The following is an 18,668-nucleotide window of genomic DNA, read 5'->3' as shown; positions in this document are numbered from 1 at the left end:
GCCAAAAACCAAACACAAACCGGACAGTGAATTCAAGGCTTTTTATTGCCATTGTCGGGTTGAACCAAACGTATTTTCAGAAGCCCAAACCGCGCCTGCGGATGGCTACCGTTTTTCAGCCGATCACGGCGTAAACGGTACGGGTGTTGCAGTGGCGAAACTGCTCCCCGAAAGGAATGCGGTTTCACGCGTATCGCGCGAACCGAAGACTTCGGCATGGAAGCGGCGCCCACAAGGCCCACTTCCTGAACTGTCCCGAAGTCGTTACCCGGCGCTGGCCGGTCGTAGTGCTTCAGGACGGAACGGTGGGCACCGTGATGGTGCCCAAACAAACATAGAGAACGTGGAGACACCCATGCAAACCGACACAACTCGCGAGAACCCGCAGGGCACCTTGCCGCAGGCCGCCGATTCGAATTCGGATCTGGCTGCCACCGCGCCTGGTCAACTGCGTGTGATCAAGCGTAATGGCACTGTCGTTCCTTACACCGATGACAAGATCACCGTCGCTATCACCAAAGCGTTTCTCGCAGTTGAGGGCGGCACCGCTGCCGCTTCGTCGCGAATCCACGACACCGTTGCCCGCCTGACCGAACAGGTCACCGCGACCTTCAAGCGTCGCATGCCTTCGGGCGGCACCATCCACATCGAAGAAATCCAGGACCAGGTCGAACTGGCCCTGATGCGTGCCGGCGAGCAGAAAGTGGCTCGCGACTACGTGATCTACCGCGACGCCCGTTCCAAGGAACGCGCCACCCGCACCACCGCCGACGCACCGGTACAAGCGCACCCGTCGATCCGCATCACCCGCGCCGACGGCAGCCTCGCGCCGCTGGACATGGGCCGCCTGAACACCATCGTCACCGAAGCCTGCGAAGGTCTGGCCGAAGTCGACGGCGACCTGATCCAGCGCGAAACCCTGAAGAACCTGTACGACGGCGTGGCCCTGAACGACGTCAATACCGCGCTGGTGATGACCGCCCGTACCCTGGTCGAGCGCGAGCCGAACTACTCGTTCGTGACCGCCCGCCTGCTGATGGACACCCTGCGCGCCGAAGGCCTGGGCTTCCTGGGCGTCGCCGAGAGCGCGACCCACCACGAGATGGCCGACCTGTACGCCAAGGCGCTGCCGGCCTACGTCGCCAAAGGTATCGAGTTCGAACTGCTGAACCCTGTGCTGGCCGACTTCGACCTGGAAAAACTGGGCAAGGCGATCAATCACGAGCGCGACCAGCAATTCACCTACCTGGGCCTGCAGACCCTGTACGACCGTTACTTCATCCACAAGGATGGCGTGCGCTTCGAACTGCCGCAGATCTTCTTCATGCGTGTGGCCATGGGCCTGGCGATCGAAGAGAAGCAGAAAGAAGACCGTGCGATCGAGTTCTACAACCTGCTGTCCTCGTTCGACTACATGGCTTCGACCCCGACCCTGTTCAACGCCGGTACCCTGCGTCCACAGCTGTCGAGCTGCTACCTGACCACCGTTCCGGACGACCTGTCGGGCATCTACCACGCGATCCACGACAACGCCATGCTGTCGAAATTCGCCGGTGGCCTGGGCAACGACTGGACTCCGGTTCGTGCACTGGGTTCGTACATCAAGGGCACCAACGGCAAGTCCCAGGGCGTGGTTCCGTTCCTGAAAGTGGTGAACGACACCGCCGTTGCCGTCAACCAGGGTGGCAAGCGCAAAGGCGCTGTGTGTGCCTACCTGGAAACCTGGCACATGGACATCGAAGAGTTCATCGAACTCCGCAAGAACACCGGTGATGATCGTCGTCGTACCCACGACATGAACACCGCCAACTGGATCCCTGACCTGTTCATGAAGCGCGTCTTCGATGACGGCAAGTGGACCCTGTTCTCGCCATCCGAAGTACCGGACCTGCACGACCTGACCGGCAAGGCCTTCGAAGAGCGCTACGAGTACTACGAAGCCCTGACCGAGTACCCGGGCAAGGTCAAGCTGTTCAAGACCATCCAGGCCAAAGACCTGTGGCGCAAGATGCTGTCGATGCTGTTCGAAACCGGCCACCCATGGCTGACGTTCAAGGACCCGTGCAACCTGCGCAGCCCGCAGCAGCACGTCGGCGTGGTCCACAGCTCGAACCTGTGCACCGAGATCACCCTAAACACCAACAAGGACGAGATCGCGGTCTGCAACCTGGGCTCGATCAACCTGCCGAACCACATCGTCGACGGCAAGCTGGACACCGCCAAGCTCAAGCGCACCATCGACGTAGCGGTACGCATGCTCGACAACGTGATCGACATCAACTACTACTCGGTACCGCAGGCGAAGAACTCCAACTTCCGTCACCGTCCGGTCGGCCTGGGCATCATGGGCTTCCAGGACGCGCTGTACCTGCAGCACATCCCTTACGGTTCCGACGCTGCCGTAGAGTTCGCCGACAAGTCGATGGAAGCGGTCAGCTACTACGCGATCCAGGCTTCCTGCGACCTGGCTGACGAGCGCGGCTCGTACGAGACGTTCCAGGGTTCGCTGTGGTCCAAAGGCGTACTGCCGCTGGATTCGCAACAGATCCTGATCGAGGCACGTGGCCAGAAGTACATCGACGTCGACCTGACCGAGTCCCTGGACTGGGCACCGGTTCGCGCCCGTGTACAGAAAGGCATCCGTAACTCGAACATCATGGCCATCGCACCGACCGCGACCATCGCCAACATCACCGGCGTATCGCAGTCGATCGAACCGACCTATCAGAACCTGTATGTGAAATCGAACCTGTCGGGCGAATTCACCGTGATCAACCCGTACCTGGTTCGCGACCTGAAGGCTCGCGGTCTGTGGGACTCGGTCATGATCAACGACCTGAAGTACTACGACGGTTCGGTTCAGCAGATCGAACGCATCCCGCAAGAACTCAAAGAGCTCTACGCGACCGCGTTCGAAGTGGACACCAAGTGGATCGTTGACGCCGCCAGCCGTCGTCAGAAGTGGATCGACCAGGCCCAGTCGCTGAACCTGTACATCGCCGGCGCATCGGGCAAGAAACTCGACGTGACCTACCGCATGGCCTGGTACCGTGGCCTGAAAACCACCTACTACCTCCGTGCCCTGGCCGCGACCAGCACCGAGAAGTCGACCATCAACACCGGCAAGCTGAACGCTGTTTCCAGCGGCGGCAACCACGGTGACGATTCGGTCCTGGCAGCGCCTGCCGGCCCTGCTCCAGTGCCGAAGGCCTGCGCCATCGACGAGCCGGATTGCGAAGCTTGCCAATAAGCTGAGCTGAATCGGGCGTTGCGAAACGCCTGATCGAGAAACCCCCGACAGACTTCTGGTTTGTCGGGGGTTTTCTTTTGCTCGCGACAAAAAATCAAAAGCCCCCTCACCCTAGCCCTCTCCCCTAGGGAGAGGGAACCGACCGAGTTGTTTTGGAGAGATACGCCGACGTGAAATACCGAGTTGAACTCGGGTTTAAAACACATGCCATGCAACTCAGCTTCTTCTGCCTCCACTCCTCCTACTACTCCTACTCCTGCCTCGGCTTTGGCTTTGGCTTTGGCTTTGGCTTTGGCTTTCCACCACTCAACACGATGAGCGTTAGCTCGAGTACCGCTTTTGATCTTCGGGCGACGTCGGAAGGCTGAGTGGAGGGATTTATCCGGGGGTGGGAGCGCAGCGACCGTTTGGCGAAGCCAAACACATCGAGAGGAGGTGCAGCGAAGCAAACCGTAGGCGATGCCCCCCGGATGAATCCCGGAGCGAAGGAACCCCGAGCCCCAGCGAGTGGGCCGAACGCAGGAGCAAGCGTTTTTTTGCTTACTTTTTTGAGGCGTTTGTCAAAAAAGTGAGTCGCCGTAAGGGCGAAACCGCCAGCCGCCACACCCGAAACAACGGATATTCACCCAATCAACCACAGCATGGCCGTCTACCAGAACGCCACGCCAAACAAAAAAAAAGCCCCTCAAAAGAGGGGCTCCCTGAACAACCAAAAATCAGGTCATCTGAATGATGGTCTGCATGATGGTGCTCTGGGTGGAGATGGTCTTGGCGTTCGCCTGATAGTTGCTCTGGCCCTTGATCAGGTCCACCAGCTCATTGGTCAGGTTAACGTTCGACTCTTCCAGCGAGTTGGAAGCGATCGAACCCAGGGTGCCGGTTTCCGGCGCGTCGTAGCCCGGGATACCCGAAGCATAAGTTTCTTTCCAGCTGGTACCGCCGATAGGCTGCAGGCCCTGTTCGTTGGTGAAGCTGGCCAGCGCAACCTGGCCGATGGCCTTGCTCTGGTTGTTGCTGAAGTTGGCGAACAGGGTACCGGTACCGTCGATGGTCAGGTTGGTGATCTGGCCAGTGGCGTAGCCGTCCTGAGTCGGGATCGAGCGTGCGGTATCGGCGTTGTACTGAGTGGTCTTGGCCATGGAGATGGTGATGCCGGCCGGGTTTGCCGAAGCACCGTTAGCAGTCCAGACACCATTGGTCACAGTCCCGGGTACCCAGCCAGTGAGCTTCAGGTCACTGCTGATCGTGGCTGGTGGAGTGCTGACCTGAGTCAGTTTGCCAGTGGAGTCGAAGGTCATGGTGGAAGCCACTGGCGCGGTGACCTTTGGATCACTGCCGGTAGCATCCGGGTTACGACCGTCCACCAGGGTGTAGACCTTCCAGGTGTTGGCACCGGTCTTGACCATGTATTGATCCATGGTGTGCTGGTTGCCCTGGCTGTCATAGATCGGAGTACTGAACGACTTGGTGTAGGTCGCTGTGTTGGTCGGATCGAATTTGCCGGCCGCCACAGTATCGTCGATCACCGGAGCGGTCGAGTTCAGGTTGATGGTCGAAGTCACCAGCGAGGAGGACTTCGGCGCCAGGTTCGAGGTATCGATCTTCAGGTCGGTCAACACGCCGTTGATGATCTTGCCGTTGGAATCCACACCATAGCCCTGCAGACGCGAGGTGTAGTCGGTGTTGGTGATGTAGCCGTCCTTGTCGACCTTGAACGTACCGGCACGGGTGTAGGACACCGAGCCGTTGTTGCTCAGGGTGAAGAAGCCGGAACCGTTGATCCCCATGTCCAGCACGTTGCCGGTGTTGTTGATGTCACCCTGGGTGAACTGCTGGGAAACGTTGGCCAGGCGCACGCCGTTACCGATGACCTTGCTGCCGCTACCCAGGCGAGTCGCCGAGTAGACGTCTTCGAATTCTGCACGGGACGATTTGAAACCGGCAGTCGCGACGTTGGCGATGTTGTTGCCGGTCACGTCCAGTTGCTTGTTGGCTGCATAGAGACCGCTAAGGCCGATATTGAAAGACATATTCCACTCCTTTGTGCCGGTTAGTCGGCTCTATATACCAATGGTTTGTACTTTGGACAGGGCGACGGTGCCCTTGCCGGACAGGTTGAGCATCAGCTCGCCGCCGGTCTGGCTGATCGTCACGCTGGTGACGGTGGCCGGCAGGTAGGTCGCCATATCGGTCGAGGTGCCATTGATCGAGGCGTTGGCCTTGACGGTATAAGTACCGGTCTTCACCAGGTTGCCGTCCTTGTCCTTGCCGTCCCAGGTGAAGCTCGCATTGCCTGCGGCGCGACTGCCCAGATCGATGGTGCGAACGACCGTACCGCTGCTGTCGGTGATGCTGACAGTGCCGCCGGCAATCGACGACGGAACGGTGACCGAACCGGTCATGCCTTTGCTCGGATCGTCGAGCTGGACCGAGTTGGTCTGCACGATCACGTTGCGGCCAACCAGCGACGAAGCCTGCAAGGCTTGCGACGAGTTGTAGTTGCCGGCCAGCGAACTCACGGTGCTATTGAGGGTGGTGATCCCCTCGAGGCTGCTGAACTGCGCGAGCTGGGCAACGAATGCACTGTTGTCCTGCGGGTCGAGCGGGTTCTGGTTTTTCAGCTGGGTTACCAGCAGTTGCAGGAACGCATCCTTGCCCAGGGCCTGGCCGCCGGTGGCGCTGTTGGTAGCCGAAGCAATGCCGCCGGTGGTCGTGCTACTGGTCTTCTTCGAAGAGTTGGCCAGTATGTCGTTCATCGTCAGGCTGCTGGTGGTATCGGTAACACTCATGGCAGTCGCCCCTTATCACTGACCGAGGGTCAGTACCTTCTGCATCATGGTTTTGGCGGTGTTCATCATTTCGGCGTTGGTCTGGAAGGACCGGCTCGCGGAAATCATGTCGGCCATTTCTTCCACCACGTTGACGTTCGGGTAGTAGACGTAGCCCTTTGCGTCAGCGGCCGGATGGTTCGGCTCGTAGCGCGCTTCGAGGTTGCTCTGGTCTTCGACCACGCCGAGCACCTGCACGCCCTGGCCCGCAGCGTCCTGGTTCTGGAACAGCGAGTTGCTGCCGCCGCTCTGGCCGCCCTGGAACATGGTGGCGAACACCGGGTGGCGGGCGCGATAGGTCTGGTCGATGCTCGACGAGACGGTTTCGGCGTTGGCGATGTTCGAAGCCACGGTGTTGAGACGCGTGGTCTGGGCGCTCATGCCGCTGCCGGCAATGTTGAAAACGCTGGACAGGGACATGGATTACTCTCCGCGCAGGGCTGAAACCAGCCCTTTGAATTTGCTGTTGAGCAGCGTGAAGCTGGCCTGGAAGCCGACGGCGTTTTCCGCGTAGTTCGACTGTTCAAGCTGGGCGTCAACGGTGTTCTGGTCGATCGACGGCTGCATCGGCGTGCGATACATCAGCGACTCGTCGCCATTGCCCAGGCCTTCAGCTTCGATGTGACGGCTGTTGGTCATATTCAGGGCGATGGTGCCGTTGGCGTTCTTCTGGCTCTGTGCTTCGAGCACTTTGGAGAAATCCAGATCCCGAGCCTTGTAGTTCGGGGTGTCGGCGTTGGCGATGTTGTTGGCCAGGACTTCGGCACGCTGGGCGCGGAAGCCCAGGGCTTTTTCGTGAATTCCGAGCGCTTTATCGAAGCTGATGCTCATGTCGGGAACCTTCAGGTGACCGGGTTTTTCGTAACAGGGTTATAGCAAGCGTCGTGCCAGTTTTAAAAAGCCCCGGATTCCGGGGCTTTGCAGGGGATCGGCAAGGCGGCAATGCCAGAAAAGCGGCAACGGGTTTCCGCCGGATGCCGCTTTTCTGCCGCTTGCCGCCACCGCAAAAACCCTCAGGCATAAAAAAACGGGAGCCCCTGAGGACTCCCGTTTTTTGTGTTGCCGGTGCCGGTCACTTCGCCTGGTAAATGATCCCCGGGCTGCACTGGACCATCTGGTAATGGTCCGGCAAACCGTTCAGCGCTTCGGAAGCGCCGAGGAACAGATAACCGCCCGGTTTCAGCGTGCTGTGAATGCGCAACAGGATGTCTTTCTTCACCTCGGCGGAGAAGTAGATCAGCACGTTGCGGCAGAACACGATGTCGAACTTGCCAAGACTGGCATAGCTGTCGAGCAGGTTGAACGAGCGGAATTCCACCCGGTTCTTGATCGGCGCCTTGATCACCCAGCGCCCCGGCCCTTTCGGGTCGAAGTAGCGCTGCAGACGATCGGCGGACAGACCGCGACCGATCGCCAGGCTGTCGTACTCGCCGGTCTTGCAGTTGGTCAGCATGCTGCCGGACAGATCCGTGGCGACGATCTGCACGCCCATCTTCAACTGACCGATGTTGGTCCGCTCGAACTCGTCGATCGACATCGACAGCGAATAGGGTTCCTGACCCGACGAACAGGCCGCCGACCAGATCCGCAGACGCTGGTTGGGAGCGGCCTTGATCGCCTCGGGCAGCACCTTGTTCTTCAAGACTTCAAACGGATAGGTGTCACGAAACCACAGGGTTTCGTTGGTCGTCATGGCATCGACCACCTGCTCGCGCAAACCGCTGCGCGGCTGGGTCTGGATGCGCTGTACCAGCTCACCCAGGGACTTGATGCCTTGCTGCTCCATCAGTTTGTTGAGACGGCTCGAGACCAGGTACTGCTTGTTTTCACCGAGCAAAATGCCACAGGCTTTTTCCAGGAAGACCCGGAACTGTTCGAAATCCAAATTACCCGTAGACAAATGATGCCGCCTCTTAAATCGTGTTGACCGCCAGGGACGGAAAGTCCCTAGCTGATATCTGCTGCTTTGATCCGGTCGACTACCCGGGATGCCAGGTCATCAGGACGGAATTTGGCCAGGAAGTCATCGGCACCGACCTTCTTGACCATCGCCTGGTTGAACACACCCGACAACGAAGTATGCAGGATGATATGAAGCTTTTGCATGCGAGGGTCGCCGCGGATTTCCGCCGTCAGGGTGTACCCGTCCATCTCCGGCATTTCGATGTCGGAGATCATCATCAGGAACTCTTCTTCCGGCTTCTTGCCCTCATCGACCAGCTTGCGCAGGTAATCCAGCGCCTGCTTGCCGTCGTTCAGCGCCACCACTTCGACACCGACCGTCTGCAGGCAGCGCGTCACCTGCTTGCGTGCCACCGACGAGTCATCGACCGTCAGCACCCGCAACGACAATGCCTTGCTCTGGGTCTCGACATCAACAACGCCGACCGAAATCGCTTCCGGCGTCGGTGCGACTTCCGCCAGCACCTTCTCGACGTCGATGATTTCGACTAACTGATTGTCCACCCGAGTCACAGCGGTCAGGTAATGATCGCGACCGGTCCCCTTGGGTGGCGGATGGATCTCTTCCCAGTTCATGTTGACGATACGTTCCACCGAGCGCACCAGGAAACCCTGGGTCTTGGTGTTGTATTCCGTGATGATCACGAACGGACTGTTCTTGTCTTTCAACGCCCCGGAGCCGGTCGCCATTGCCAGATCGAGGATCGGAATGGTCGCCCCCCGGATATTCGCCACCCCGCACACGACAGGACTGGACTTGGGCATCAACGTCAGTTGCGGGCACTGCAGCACTTCCCGAACCTTGAACACGTTGATCCCGTAGAGCTGCTGGCCGTCGAGACGGAACAACAACAGCTCCAGGCGATTCTGCCCCACCAGTTGCGTGCGCTGGTTCACCGAATCCATTACACCAGCCATGCCCAGACTCCTACACCAACGCCAAGTGTTGTTGCGACGCACATTCATTGCTAAACGGCACGGCGCTTGCTTTTTAACTCGTATGAACATTCAAACGACATTTTTCCGACGCCTGACATCCCCTATCCGCAGAGGACTTTGCGCGGTGTCTGCCGCTTGCCTGTTTTTCGCGGGCAGCCCTGCCAGTGCTGATGCGGTTACCTTGCCTGACATGCTTATCGGCGTCACTCAGGGCTTTCTTGAATTCACCGTAGAAGACTATCTGGCTACCAGTCAAACGGAAGGGCGTTATGAAATCGAGGTCAAGCAGCTCGATCCGCGCATGCGCATGCCTATGTGCGACAAGGAATTGACAGCGTCCCTGGAGAGTCCGGGACGCCCCCTGGGCCGTGTAACGGTCAAGGTCCGCTGCGAAGGCGCCTCCCCCTGGACCGTGTTCGTACCCGCTCAAGTCCGCCTGTTTCGCGAGGTCGTGACCACCACTCGCCCGCTCAAGCGCGCCGGCATCATCGAGCCCCAGGACGTGACCCTGCGCGAGCATGATGTCAGTCAGATCAATCAGGGCTTCCTGACGTCGGTGGATGAGGCGATCGGGCAGAAATTGACCCGACCAACGGTCGCCGATCAGGTGATTACCCTTGTGCATCTGGAACAGGCGGAAGTCGTTCGCAAAGGGGATCAAGTGGTGATTACCGCCCGTAGCGGCACACTGGCCGTGCGCATGCCGGGCGAGGCCCTGTCCAATGGCGGCCTGAAAGAACAGATTCGAGTGAAAAACCTTAATTCCCAGCGGGTCATCAAGGCGCAGGTCATGGCGCCGGGCCAGGTGGAAGTGGCAATGTGAGCAACGACTGGAGCAATGACAGGAAAGCCTCGTGAGTGATCGCGCAGAAAACTGGCGCCAACCTGAGCTGTTCCCTAAACTGTTCCGCAGCAGGATCTGTGCGGCGCATGCAGGCTTATTGGTAAAAGAGCCTAAAGTTTTCCAGGGGATGGCCGAGAACATGGCAAGCGTCCAAATTCCCAGAGGTTTTTAACATGGTCATCGATTTCAGCCGTTTGAACAGCTCCTCGTCACTTACGGGCAGTACACGTACCAGCGCGCCCAAGGAAACCGCCGAAACCGGCACCTCCGCGCCGCTGAATACCCCGGCCGAACAGGCCAGTACCGCAAAAAGCGGGGAATCGGTACACCTCAGCAATGAGGCTCAACAGTTGCAGAAGGTCACTGACAAGCTGCGCGATCAGCCTGCCGTCGACAAAGCCCGCGTGGCCGAGTTGAAAGCAGCGATTGCCGATGGCAGCTACAAAGTCGACAGCAACCGTGTAGCCAGCAAACTGCTCAACTTCGAAGCCCAGCGCTAGGCCTCGGCCTGCGCCAGGCTTTTGGACGCTTAAAACCCAAGGCCAGCCATGCACGACACTACTTTATTGCAACTGATCACCGACGACTTTGCTCCAGCTCAACAACTGCTGGAGTTACTGCATACCGAGTCCCTCGCCTTGCACGGTCGCGACATGCCCCTGCTGGAAGAAATTCTGGCGCGCAAACAGGCATTGATCATTCTGCTCGAGCAGCATGGCCGCAAGCGCAGCGAAATCCTCGCCAGCCTCAATCTGTCGCTCGACCGCCAGGGCCTGGAACAACTGGCCAGCCAGTCGAGCATCGGCGATCAGTTGCTGAGCCAGAGCGATGTCCTGACCGACCTGATCGCCCAGTGCCAGGCGGCCAACGTCAAGAATGGCCAGTCGATCGTGATGCAGCAGGCCGCCACGGCCAATCAGCTGAAAATCCTCACCGGTGGCGAGCCTCCCGCGCTCTACGATGCCAGCGGCACCTTCTCCAAACTGCAGAAACCGCGCGCGCTCAGCCAGGCGTGATTCTTTCTTCTATGCTTGCGCCCTATCAACGCGCGATACATGCTGGCAAAATACTGGCCAGCCGTAGTCAAAATTTGTCTGGAGATTGATTTAACGTGTCCAATGATGACGCTCCGCAGCCCCCAAAGGTGCTTACCACGCCCCTGGAGATCTCCAGCAATCTGCGCCAGCTGCAAGAGAGCCACGATCCGCTGATCATCACCTTTCACGAGCGCAGCCAGCGCTTCCAGAGCTACCTGATCAAGGTCGACCGGGAAACCGCCACGATTGCCCTGGATGAAATGATTCCGCGCGATGGCGAGCGCTTCCTGCTGGCTGGTGAACCGTTCAAGGTCGAAGGCTTCCATGAAGGCGTACGCATCGCCTGGGAATACAACGGCACGCTGGACATCAAGGAATCCGACGGTGACCGCTTCTATGTCGGCGAGATGCCCACCGAAGTGGTCTATCACCAGCGCCGCAACGCCTTCCGCGCCGCACTGAAGCTGACCGATCTGGTGAGCGTCGAACTGGGCGGCGAAAAGCTCAAGTCGCCGATCGGTGGCAAACTGCTGGATATCTCCGCCACCGGCTGCAAGCTGCGTTTCGAAGGTGACATCACCGACCGCCTGCAACTGGGCCAGGTCTACGATCGCCTGATCGCCCCGCCGCTGTTCGGCAACCAGCCCGCAGCGGTCGAGCTGCGTTACCTGCACTTCGAAGAAAAACTCAACATCACCTTCGCCGGCCTGCGTTTTCACAACATCAGCGGCCCGGCAGCGCGCAACGTCGAGCGTTTCGTCTATCAGCTGCAACGTGAAGCACGGCGCTTCGACAAAGACGATCTCTGATTCAAACGCGCCATGAAAAACGGGCAGTCCCTTGCGGTGACTGCCCGTTTTTTTATGCCTGGTGTTTTTTCAGGATCAAGGCCTGGCGCCACTGATGTCCGGCGCAGGATTGTCGTTGCCGGCATCAGGCTCCACAGGTGATTCAGGTTCAGTGGCGGGCTCGGGTGCCGGTTCAGGTGCGACTGTGGTCTGCATCTGCTCCTGCACCACTTGCTCGTCTACTCGTGGATCGAGTGCTGCCACCAGCGGCGAACTGGACATGCTGTCCGGCATCGCCACGTGATGCAGCGGTGCGTCGTCGACCTGGTGCAGGTTGGTCACGGCTTTCGGCCGGATGCGCCACACCAGCACCAGCGCGAAAAAGGTAAAGAACGCATACAGGCTCTGGCTACCGAACATTTTCATCAACACACCGGCCAGCAGCGGTCCGATGCTGGCGCCCACCCCGTAGGTCACCAGCAGCATCGCCGTCAGCGACACTCGCCGATCGCCTTCGACATGGTCGTTGGAGAACGCCACGGCCAGCGGGTACAGGCAGAACTGCACCAGCGAACACAGGAAGCCGACGACGAATAAAATCTCCAGTGGCACCTGCGGCATGATCGCCAGCGGCAATGCGGCGACGGCCAGAAACCCGGCGAAGCAGCGGATCAGTAAGGCCCGGTCATAACGGTCGGACAACCAGCCCAACGGCCACTGCACCAGCAGCCCGGCAAAAATGCAGGTACCCATGAACAGACCGACCTGCTCGGTGGACAACCCCTGCTGCGACGCATAGAGCGGCGCCAGACCGTAGAACGAGCCGATGATCAGCCCTGCCCCGAGCACCGTACTCAACGACTGCGGCACGCGCTTGATGAAGAAGCGCGGCTCCATCGGTGCCGGATGCAACGGCGCCGGGTGAATCCGCCGGGTCAGCGCCACCGGCACCAGACACAGGGCAAAACACAGGGCGACCAGCATCAACAGTTCCAGGCCCAGCCCCGGGTGCATGACCAGAATCAGCTGACCGAGCACCAGCCCCAGATACGAAGCAATCATGTAGCCGCTGAACACCACGCCGCGCTGGTTGGCATCGGCCTGCTCGTTCAGCCAGCTCTCGATGACCATGTACTGGCACATCATGCCGAGGCCGACGATGGTCCGCAGCACCAGCCACGCCGGCAGCCAGTCCACCAGACCATGACCGAGCACCGCCGCGCCGACGATCCCCGCACAAGCGGAGTACGCGCGAATATGTCCGACCCGGGCAATCAACCGGTGGCCGATCTTGCCGCCCAGCACCAGACCGAAATAGTTGGCCGCCATCAACGCACCGACCCACAGTCCGTCGACATGGTCGGCCGCCAGGCGCAACGCCAGATAGGTGGAAAGAAGGCCCGAGCCGATCAACATCATCAGCGAGGCGAAATACAGCGCTCGAAAGGATTTCCAGATTTGGCGCATCGGCGTTCCGAGCGGCTCCTTGCGGTGAGTGTCGGGCTATCGAACGATAGCCCGATGACGACATTTCGTCAGGCCTGGGCTGCCAGAACGCGCCGTTCCCAGGGAGTGATCTCATCAAAGAAACTGGTCAGTTCCATGGTCTTCGAAGCGATGTAGCCTTCGATGAACTCCTTGCCAAACAGTTCCTTGGCCAACTGGCTGCGCTTCAGACGCTCGATCGCGGCGTGCAACGTACACGGCAGCGAAAGATTGTCCGGCACTTCGAATTCACCCTGGATCGGCGCACTTGGCTCCAGCTCATGTTCAATACCGTGCAGACCGGCCGCCAGGCTCGCGGCAATCGCCAGATAAGGGTTGGCATCGGCGCCCGGCAAACGGTTCTCGACCCGACGGGCAACCGGAGAACTGGCCGGAATCCGCAGACCCGCAGCGCGGTTGTCGTGAGACCAGCAAGCATTGTTCGGCGAGGCGAACGGATGGCACAGGCGCTGATAGGAATTGACGTTCGGCGCAAACAGCGCGGTGAAGTCCGCCATGCCCGCCTGCTGCCCGCCGATGAAGTGGCGGAACATCGCGGTCGGCTGACCGTTCTCATCGCTGAACACATTCTTGCCGCTGCCGATCTCGACGATGCTCTGGTGGATGTGCATCGAACTGCCCGGCGTGTGCGCCAAAGGCTTGGCCATGCAGACCACGGTCAGGCCATGCTTGAGCGCGACTTCCTTGAGCAGGTGCTTGAACAGGAAAGTCTGGTCGGCCAGCAACAGCGGATCACCGTGCAACAGGTTGATCTCGAACTGGCTGACACCCATCTCGTGCATGAAGGTATCGCGCGGCAGGCCCAGGGCCGCCATGCATTTATAGACTTCACTGAAGAACGGCCGCAGACCGTTGTTGGAACTGACGCTGAACGCCGAGTGACCGTCCTCGCGACGACCGTCGAGGCCGACCGGTGGCTGGAACGGTTGCGTCGGATCGGTGTTCGGCGCGAACACAAAGAATTCGAGCTCAGTTGCCACTACCGGCGCCAGGCCGAGGGCGGCGTAGCGGGCAATGACTTTCTTGAGCTGGCCACGAGTCGACAGGTTGGAGCTCTCGCCGGTCAGCTCATCGGCATCACAAATGGCCAGCGCACGCGGCTCCTGGCTCCACGGCAGAGGATAGATCTGCGCAGGATCGGCGACCAGCGCGAGGTCGCCGTCATCGCTGCCGTAGAACCGTGCAGCGGGATAGCCCCCCATGATGCATTGCAGCAGCACCCCCCGGGCCATCTGCAAACGCCGCCCTTCGAGGAAACCCTCGGCGGTCATTACCTTGCCCCGTGGCACGCCGTTCAAATCCGGCGTGACACATTCAATTTCATCAATGCCCGTCAATCGCTGCGCGAGTGAACGCTGGCCATCGGTTGTCATGACGCAATCCTTGTTATTGTGCGAGCCGCGAACGGCGACCCGGACAAAATAGGCTTCAGCTGTTCGGAATATCAAGCAGCGGCCAACAAAAAGAATGCCAGTCGATGAATTCGTGAATCAGGGCAGGTAAATACTGAACACGCCGCCACCCAATGGCCCGCCATTGCGGATCTCGGTACGACCGCCGACACCGTTGCGCTGATGCAGTGCCGCGATGCGCCCGGCGAAGTACAGACCGAGGCCGGTACTGCCACTGCTGTGATTGATGCCCTGCACATAATCGGCCTGACGTTCGAGCATCTCGACCGGGTAACCGTCGCCGTCGTCGTTGATGCTCAGCACCAGTTGCCCTGCCTCGTCGCTGACGGTGATCAGCAGCGATTCACGGGCGTAGCGGATCGCGTTGTTGATGCAGTTGCCCAGTACCGAAGCGATCAGTTCACGATCAAAGAAACCCAATGGACTGAGCGGGTCGACTTCGTAAGTCGCGACAATGCCGCGACTGGCGAACACCTCTTGGTGAGCCGCCAGTTGCGCCTCGATGAAATCGTCCAGTTCATGATAGGCCGGCTGCAATGGCATCTGGTTGACGCCGAGCTTGTACAGCCCGAGCAACTGCACCAGCATGCCGTTGAGGTGGGCGAACTCGAAGTCGATCACACCCTGCTCCGGCGCCTGCCGCTGAGCCTCGGGCAAACGCGCCAGCCATTGGCTGTGGGCCTGCATCAGCATGGCCAGGGAGTTCTTCATGTCGTGCACGGTGGAGGCAATCACCATGGAAAAATCCAGTGCCTGCTCGTCTTGGTTCATTCGCCAAACGCCTTGCTTTTCAGCTTCTGATAACGCGGATAACGCGCGTCGGTGTCGGGCATCAGGCCAACCATTTTCAGGCAGGCCCGACATTCTTCCAGCTCCGCCGAGGGCACACTGGTGTCGGTGCCGTGCAGCAGCGACTGCGCCATGTTCAGCGCAATACTGATGTTCTTCGGTTGCATCTTCAGCGCCTTGCGGAATACCTCGCGGGCTTCCACCAGGTTGCCGGTCTTGTACACGCGCACGCCCTGACGGTTGAGGTCGGCGGCGGCATTACTGGAGCTGAGAATAGTCGGGTCGTCGGTGAGTTTGGCGATGTCTTTCATCACCGTCGGGTCATCGCCGTAGATTTCCGCACAGCTCTTGAGCATCGACGTGCCCGCCTCGGCCTGCCCCAGCATCTGCAATTGCTTGGCGACCAGCAGCGCGGCCTCGGGGCTCATGAACTGTTCCATGCCGTCGAGACGCATCAGCGCTTGTTCGGTGAGCTTCTCGGCGGTCTCGGCGTCATTGAGCAACAGACTGGTGGCCTTCATCAGGCGCGCGCGAATCTGCAGGCCCGGATCGGTCGGGTTTTCCTTGGCCACGGCACTGAGGGTGGTGTTGATTTCCAGCCGCGTGCGGGTATCAAGGCCCTTTTCGCTGCCCTTGCTGATCAGCGCATGGGCAAGACCCAGGTTGCTTTCCGGATCCTTGAAGCGCGACTGCGCACCCTGCGCCACAGCCTGACGGTAGGCCCGCGACGCCGTGTCGAAATCCTCGTTGGCCATTGCCAGTTTGCCGAGCAGCGCCTGCCGGCGTACCGCCAGCGGTGACAGACGAATCGCCTCCTCCAGTGTCCGCTGTGCGCCTTTGGTATCGCCTTCGGCCACCAGGACGTCCGCCATGCCGTCGTACAGCGCCGGCATCATCGGAAACACTTTCAGGGCTTTCTCATACACGCCTTTGGCCTGGGCCACCTGACCGCGCTTGAACAGCAATTTGCCCAGTCCGGCAAAGGCCCAAGGCAACGGCCGATCGGCGATGATGCTGTCATACAGACGCTCAAGCGCTTCGTTCTGATTCATGTCGCGCAAGGCATCGGCGCGGTAGCGCAGGCACAGCGGCGAATAGCGGATGTCCTGCTTGCACAGGGCGATACAGGCGTTAAGCACCTCGACCGGCTTGCCACGATCGAGGGCCTGCAGAATCGGCTTGAGCAGGGTTTTGCGCTGTTCCAGACGCTCCAGACGTTGCGCCAGGCCGATTCGGTTGAACGGTTTGGTCAGGTAGGCGTCCGGCTCGTGCTCCAGTGCACTGAGCACCATCGCCTGGCTAGTCTCGGCGGTGACCATCACAAACACGGCTTCGTGACTGATCAGCTTTTCCATCATCAGGTCTTCCAGCACCTGCTGACCGTTTTTCTTGCCGTCACCCAGGTGGAAATCCTGAAGGATGAAATCGTAGGACTTCTGCGCGCACATTTTCAGCGCCTCCTCACCGGTGTCGGCGGTGTCCACGTCCTTGACGCCCAACTCGCGCAACATCGAGCGTACGGAACTGCGGAAATCCGAGAAATCATCGACGATCAGAAAACTCTTTTGGTGATACGACAGCATCGAGGATTTCCAGACAATTGAAGTAGAAGAACGAGGGCTTTCACAAGCGCGCAGATGATAACTGGAGGCTAAATGCTATCAAGCGATTTCATGCGCAGCCGATGAGATTGCAAGTGCCGATCGGGTTATCGGCCAGAAGTGACGTTCTCTGAAGCAGACACTTCAAGATTCCTTATGCAACAACTGGCCTGTTCGGCTGCTCACTCCCTCATAAAAGGCTTGGATCGTGCACATCAAAGGACGCTACATCGTGTCCGCCGGCGTTCTGCTGTTTCTCCAGCAGGCAATGGCGACCGGAATGGACTGCACAAAAGCGGTAAACACCGTCGAAAACACTATTTGTGCCGATAAAGGGCTGTATGAATTGGATGCACAAATGGGAGTGGTTTATCGGGGATTGATGAAAAACCCCACTGATAAACTGCCGGACCTCAAACGCACTCAACGGCTTTGGCTGAAAGCACGGAACGAGTGTGCCGAAGACATTTCGTGCCTCGGGCAAAGCTATCGCGAACGTTTGCAGTTGTTGCAGGCGCAGTGGAAGGAAGCTGTTGTCTACAAACCGAATGAGATCGACCAAGAGGTTCTGGAGGATCTGCAAAAGAACATCCGGGCGGCAAGCAAAATCGATCCGGAGTTTGCGCTGGAGCGAACACTCGACGCCCTATCGATCAAAAATGGTCAGACTTCATTTTCTGCAGAGCCTGATGACGATCAATACTCCGAAAAAACGCACTTCCCGAAGACCATTCCCAAGGGCGTTGGCGAGAGTGAATGGAGCGCCTTGCAAGCCTCAAACCTGGATGCCGACACCGAACTCGGTCAAACCTCGTTTACCTTGCTTGATCTGGATGGCGACGGTCATCGCGATCTGATTGTTCAGATTTATACAGGCGGCACGGGACTGTTCACCTTCATCGAAACCTACCGCCGTGATGGCGATAGATTTATCCGCAGAACAGCTGCGCGCGGTCAGGAATCAGTTGCCGGCAGTTCGCTGTACTCGATTAATGATCGCGGTGCCAATCAATCAGTGAGCTGGATCAGCATTCACGGAAAGGTTTACGCCGCCTATCGTGACAGTGGATATGGTATTGATCAGGTCTACCTTCTCAGCCCTCTGCAAATCAACCGCCAGGTACCTACCGTCAAAGTTCGCTACCGCTATCAACTGCACATTCCACTCACACAGCAGCATGAAGACAGCAACACCACTTACAAGCTGAAACCGGAATTGCAACGCGCACTCGCCCAAGGCTTGGTCGGTATGGATCAAGTGCCATCCGATTCCACGCAGGAGAGGCAGCCGATTTGCCCCATTCCTCCGTCAGCCAAAGACGTTGAGGAGTATTACAGCTATGGCGCGGGCTATTACGCCATAGAATCGGTGGCTGACTTCCCGGTGATTATTGGCACCGAATGCTTTATTGCAAGATTGAACAATTGGTTCGGAACCTACAGCGAAAAACGCGGATTATTTGGGCAGCTGACCTTGCGCAAGCCAGGCTCGGGAGACGAGGAGCGTAGCTACGAGGTCAATGGCCGCCGACGCATTATCGAGATCAGTACTTCGATTGGCGAAGTCGGAGGCGGCGCCGCAGAATAATCTGTGAAACGCACAATAAAAAAGCCCCGTCAGGTCATCCTGCGCGGGGCTTTTTTAAGCGAGCAAACCTTGGCCAGGTCTAGCGTGCTCAATGGATAAGCAGAAATAGAAACTTTCCTGCGGA

17 protein-coding genes are annotated in these 18,668 nt (G+C 58.9%); 7 read left to right on the top strand and 10 right to left on the bottom strand.

Annotated elements, in window-relative coordinates; genetic code table 11:
* The first annotated feature begins 355 nt into the window (after positions 1 to 355).
* A complete protein-coding gene (locus M5B98_RS27400) occupies positions 356 to 3,250 on the top strand; it encodes a ribonucleoside-diphosphate reductase subunit alpha (protein WP_085711001.1) in 2,895 nt (964 codons plus the stop codon).
* A 716-nt stretch (positions 3,251 to 3,966) separates the two neighbouring features.
* Here M5B98_RS27400 and flgE read toward each other — a convergent pair.
* The 6 genes from flgE to M5B98_RS27370 all read right to left on the bottom strand — a co-directional run bounded on the left by flgE (position 3,967) and on the right by M5B98_RS27370 (position 8,958).
* Positions 3,967 to 5,280: a flagellar hook protein FlgE gene (gene flgE, locus M5B98_RS27395; RefSeq protein WP_192552203.1), complete on the bottom strand. Its 1,314-nt coding sequence runs from the start codon at positions 5,278 to 5,280 to the stop codon at positions 3,967 to 3,969.
* Between the two features lie 30 nt (positions 5,281 to 5,310).
* Positions 5,311 to 6,039 carry a flagellar hook assembly protein FlgD gene (gene flgD, locus M5B98_RS27390; RefSeq protein WP_085711003.1) on the bottom strand — a complete coding sequence of 243 codons (729 nt, stop codon included), beginning with the start codon at positions 6,037 to 6,039 and terminating at the stop codon, positions 5,311 to 5,313.
* A gap of 15 nt (positions 6,040 to 6,054) precedes the next feature.
* On the bottom strand, positions 6,055 to 6,498 hold the full coding sequence (flgC, locus tag M5B98_RS27385) for a flagellar basal body rod protein FlgC (RefSeq protein ID WP_054593596.1): 444 nt from the start codon (positions 6,496 to 6,498) through the stop codon (positions 6,055 to 6,057).
* Between the two features lie 3 nt (positions 6,499 to 6,501).
* Positions 6,502 to 6,909, bottom strand: a complete 408-nt coding sequence (gene flgB / locus M5B98_RS27380) for a flagellar basal body rod protein FlgB (protein ID WP_025112931.1) — start codon at positions 6,907 to 6,909, stop codon at positions 6,502 to 6,504.
* 241 nt (positions 6,910 to 7,150) lie between these two features.
* Complete coding sequence (gene cheR / locus M5B98_RS27375; protein ID WP_007960327.1) at positions 7,151 to 7,978, bottom strand: protein-glutamate O-methyltransferase CheR; 828 nt, start codon at positions 7,976 to 7,978, stop codon at positions 7,151 to 7,153.
* Positions 7,979 to 8,025: 47 nt separating this feature from the next.
* A complete protein-coding gene (locus M5B98_RS27370) occupies positions 8,026 to 8,958 on the bottom strand; it encodes a chemotaxis protein CheV (protein ID WP_065258844.1) in 933 nt (310 codons plus the stop codon).
* A gap of 82 nt (positions 8,959 to 9,040) precedes the next feature.
* Between M5B98_RS27370 and flgA the strand changes: the two genes are divergently transcribed.
* The 5 genes from flgA (at position 9,041) to M5B98_RS27345 (ending at position 11,669) form a co-directional block, all read left to right on the top strand.
* Positions 9,041 to 9,802, top strand: a complete 762-nt coding sequence (gene flgA, locus M5B98_RS27365; RefSeq protein WP_085711004.1) for a flagellar basal body P-ring formation chaperone FlgA — start codon at positions 9,041 to 9,043, stop codon at positions 9,800 to 9,802.
* 31 nt (positions 9,803 to 9,833) lie between these two features.
* On the top strand, positions 9,834 to 9,995 hold the full coding sequence (locus tag M5B98_RS27360) for a hypothetical protein (RefSeq protein ID WP_248744564.1): 162 nt from the start codon (positions 9,834 to 9,836) through the stop codon (positions 9,993 to 9,995).
* A 1-nt stretch (position 9,996) separates the two neighbouring features.
* Positions 9,997 to 10,323: a flagellar biosynthesis anti-sigma factor FlgM gene (flgM, locus tag M5B98_RS27355; RefSeq protein WP_085711005.1), complete on the top strand. Its 327-nt coding sequence runs from the start codon at positions 9,997 to 9,999 to the stop codon at positions 10,321 to 10,323.
* Positions 10,324 to 10,371: 48 nt separating this feature from the next.
* A complete protein-coding gene (locus tag M5B98_RS27350) occupies positions 10,372 to 10,839 on the top strand; it encodes a flagella synthesis protein FlgN (protein WP_114884859.1) in 468 nt (155 codons plus the stop codon).
* A gap of 95 nt (positions 10,840 to 10,934) precedes the next feature.
* Complete coding sequence (locus tag M5B98_RS27345) at positions 10,935 to 11,669, top strand: flagellar brake protein (RefSeq protein ID WP_114884861.1); 735 nt, start codon at positions 10,935 to 10,937, stop codon at positions 11,667 to 11,669.
* Between the two features lie 75 nt (positions 11,670 to 11,744).
* Here the strand turns inward: M5B98_RS27345 and M5B98_RS27340 are convergent, their stop codons facing one another.
* The 4 genes from M5B98_RS27340 to M5B98_RS27325 all read right to left on the bottom strand — a co-directional run bounded on the left by M5B98_RS27340 (position 11,745) and on the right by M5B98_RS27325 (position 16,938).
* Positions 11,745 to 13,115, bottom strand: coding sequence for an MFS transporter (locus tag M5B98_RS27340; RefSeq protein ID WP_248744563.1), 1,371 nt, complete (start codon positions 13,113 to 13,115; stop codon positions 11,745 to 11,747).
* Between the two features lie 68 nt (positions 13,116 to 13,183).
* Positions 13,184 to 14,425, bottom strand: coding sequence for a glutamine synthetase family protein (locus tag M5B98_RS27335; RefSeq protein WP_248744592.1), 1,242 nt, complete (start codon positions 14,423 to 14,425; stop codon positions 13,184 to 13,186).
* Between the two features lie 219 nt (positions 14,426 to 14,644).
* Positions 14,645 to 15,337 (bottom strand): sensor histidine kinase, encoded by a 693-nt coding sequence (locus M5B98_RS27330; protein ID WP_248744562.1) that lies wholly within the window; start codon positions 15,335 to 15,337, stop codon positions 14,645 to 14,647.
* Positions 15,334 to 16,938: a tetratricopeptide repeat-containing response regulator gene (locus M5B98_RS27325; protein ID WP_248744561.1), complete on the bottom strand. Its 1,605-nt coding sequence runs from the start codon at positions 16,936 to 16,938 to the stop codon at positions 15,334 to 15,336. The genes M5B98_RS27330 and M5B98_RS27325 overlap by 4 nt, the downstream gene beginning before the upstream one ends.
* 226 nt (positions 16,939 to 17,164) lie before the next feature.
* Between M5B98_RS27325 and M5B98_RS27320 the strand changes: the two genes are divergently transcribed.
* Complete coding sequence (locus tag M5B98_RS27320; RefSeq protein ID WP_248744560.1) at positions 17,165 to 18,544, top strand: lysozyme inhibitor LprI family protein; 1,380 nt, start codon at positions 17,165 to 17,167, stop codon at positions 18,542 to 18,544.
* Positions 18,545 to 18,668 lie beyond the last annotated feature (124 nt).

It is taken from the genome of Pseudomonas sp. MWU12-3088, assembly GCF_023242405.1.
In the GTDB taxonomy this organism is placed as follows: domain Bacteria; phylum Pseudomonadota; class Gammaproteobacteria; order Pseudomonadales; family Pseudomonadaceae; genus Aquipseudomonas; species Aquipseudomonas kribbensis.
The sequence above is the reverse complement of the archived record's forward strand: the minus strand, read 5'-3'. Positions and strand labels throughout refer to the sequence as shown.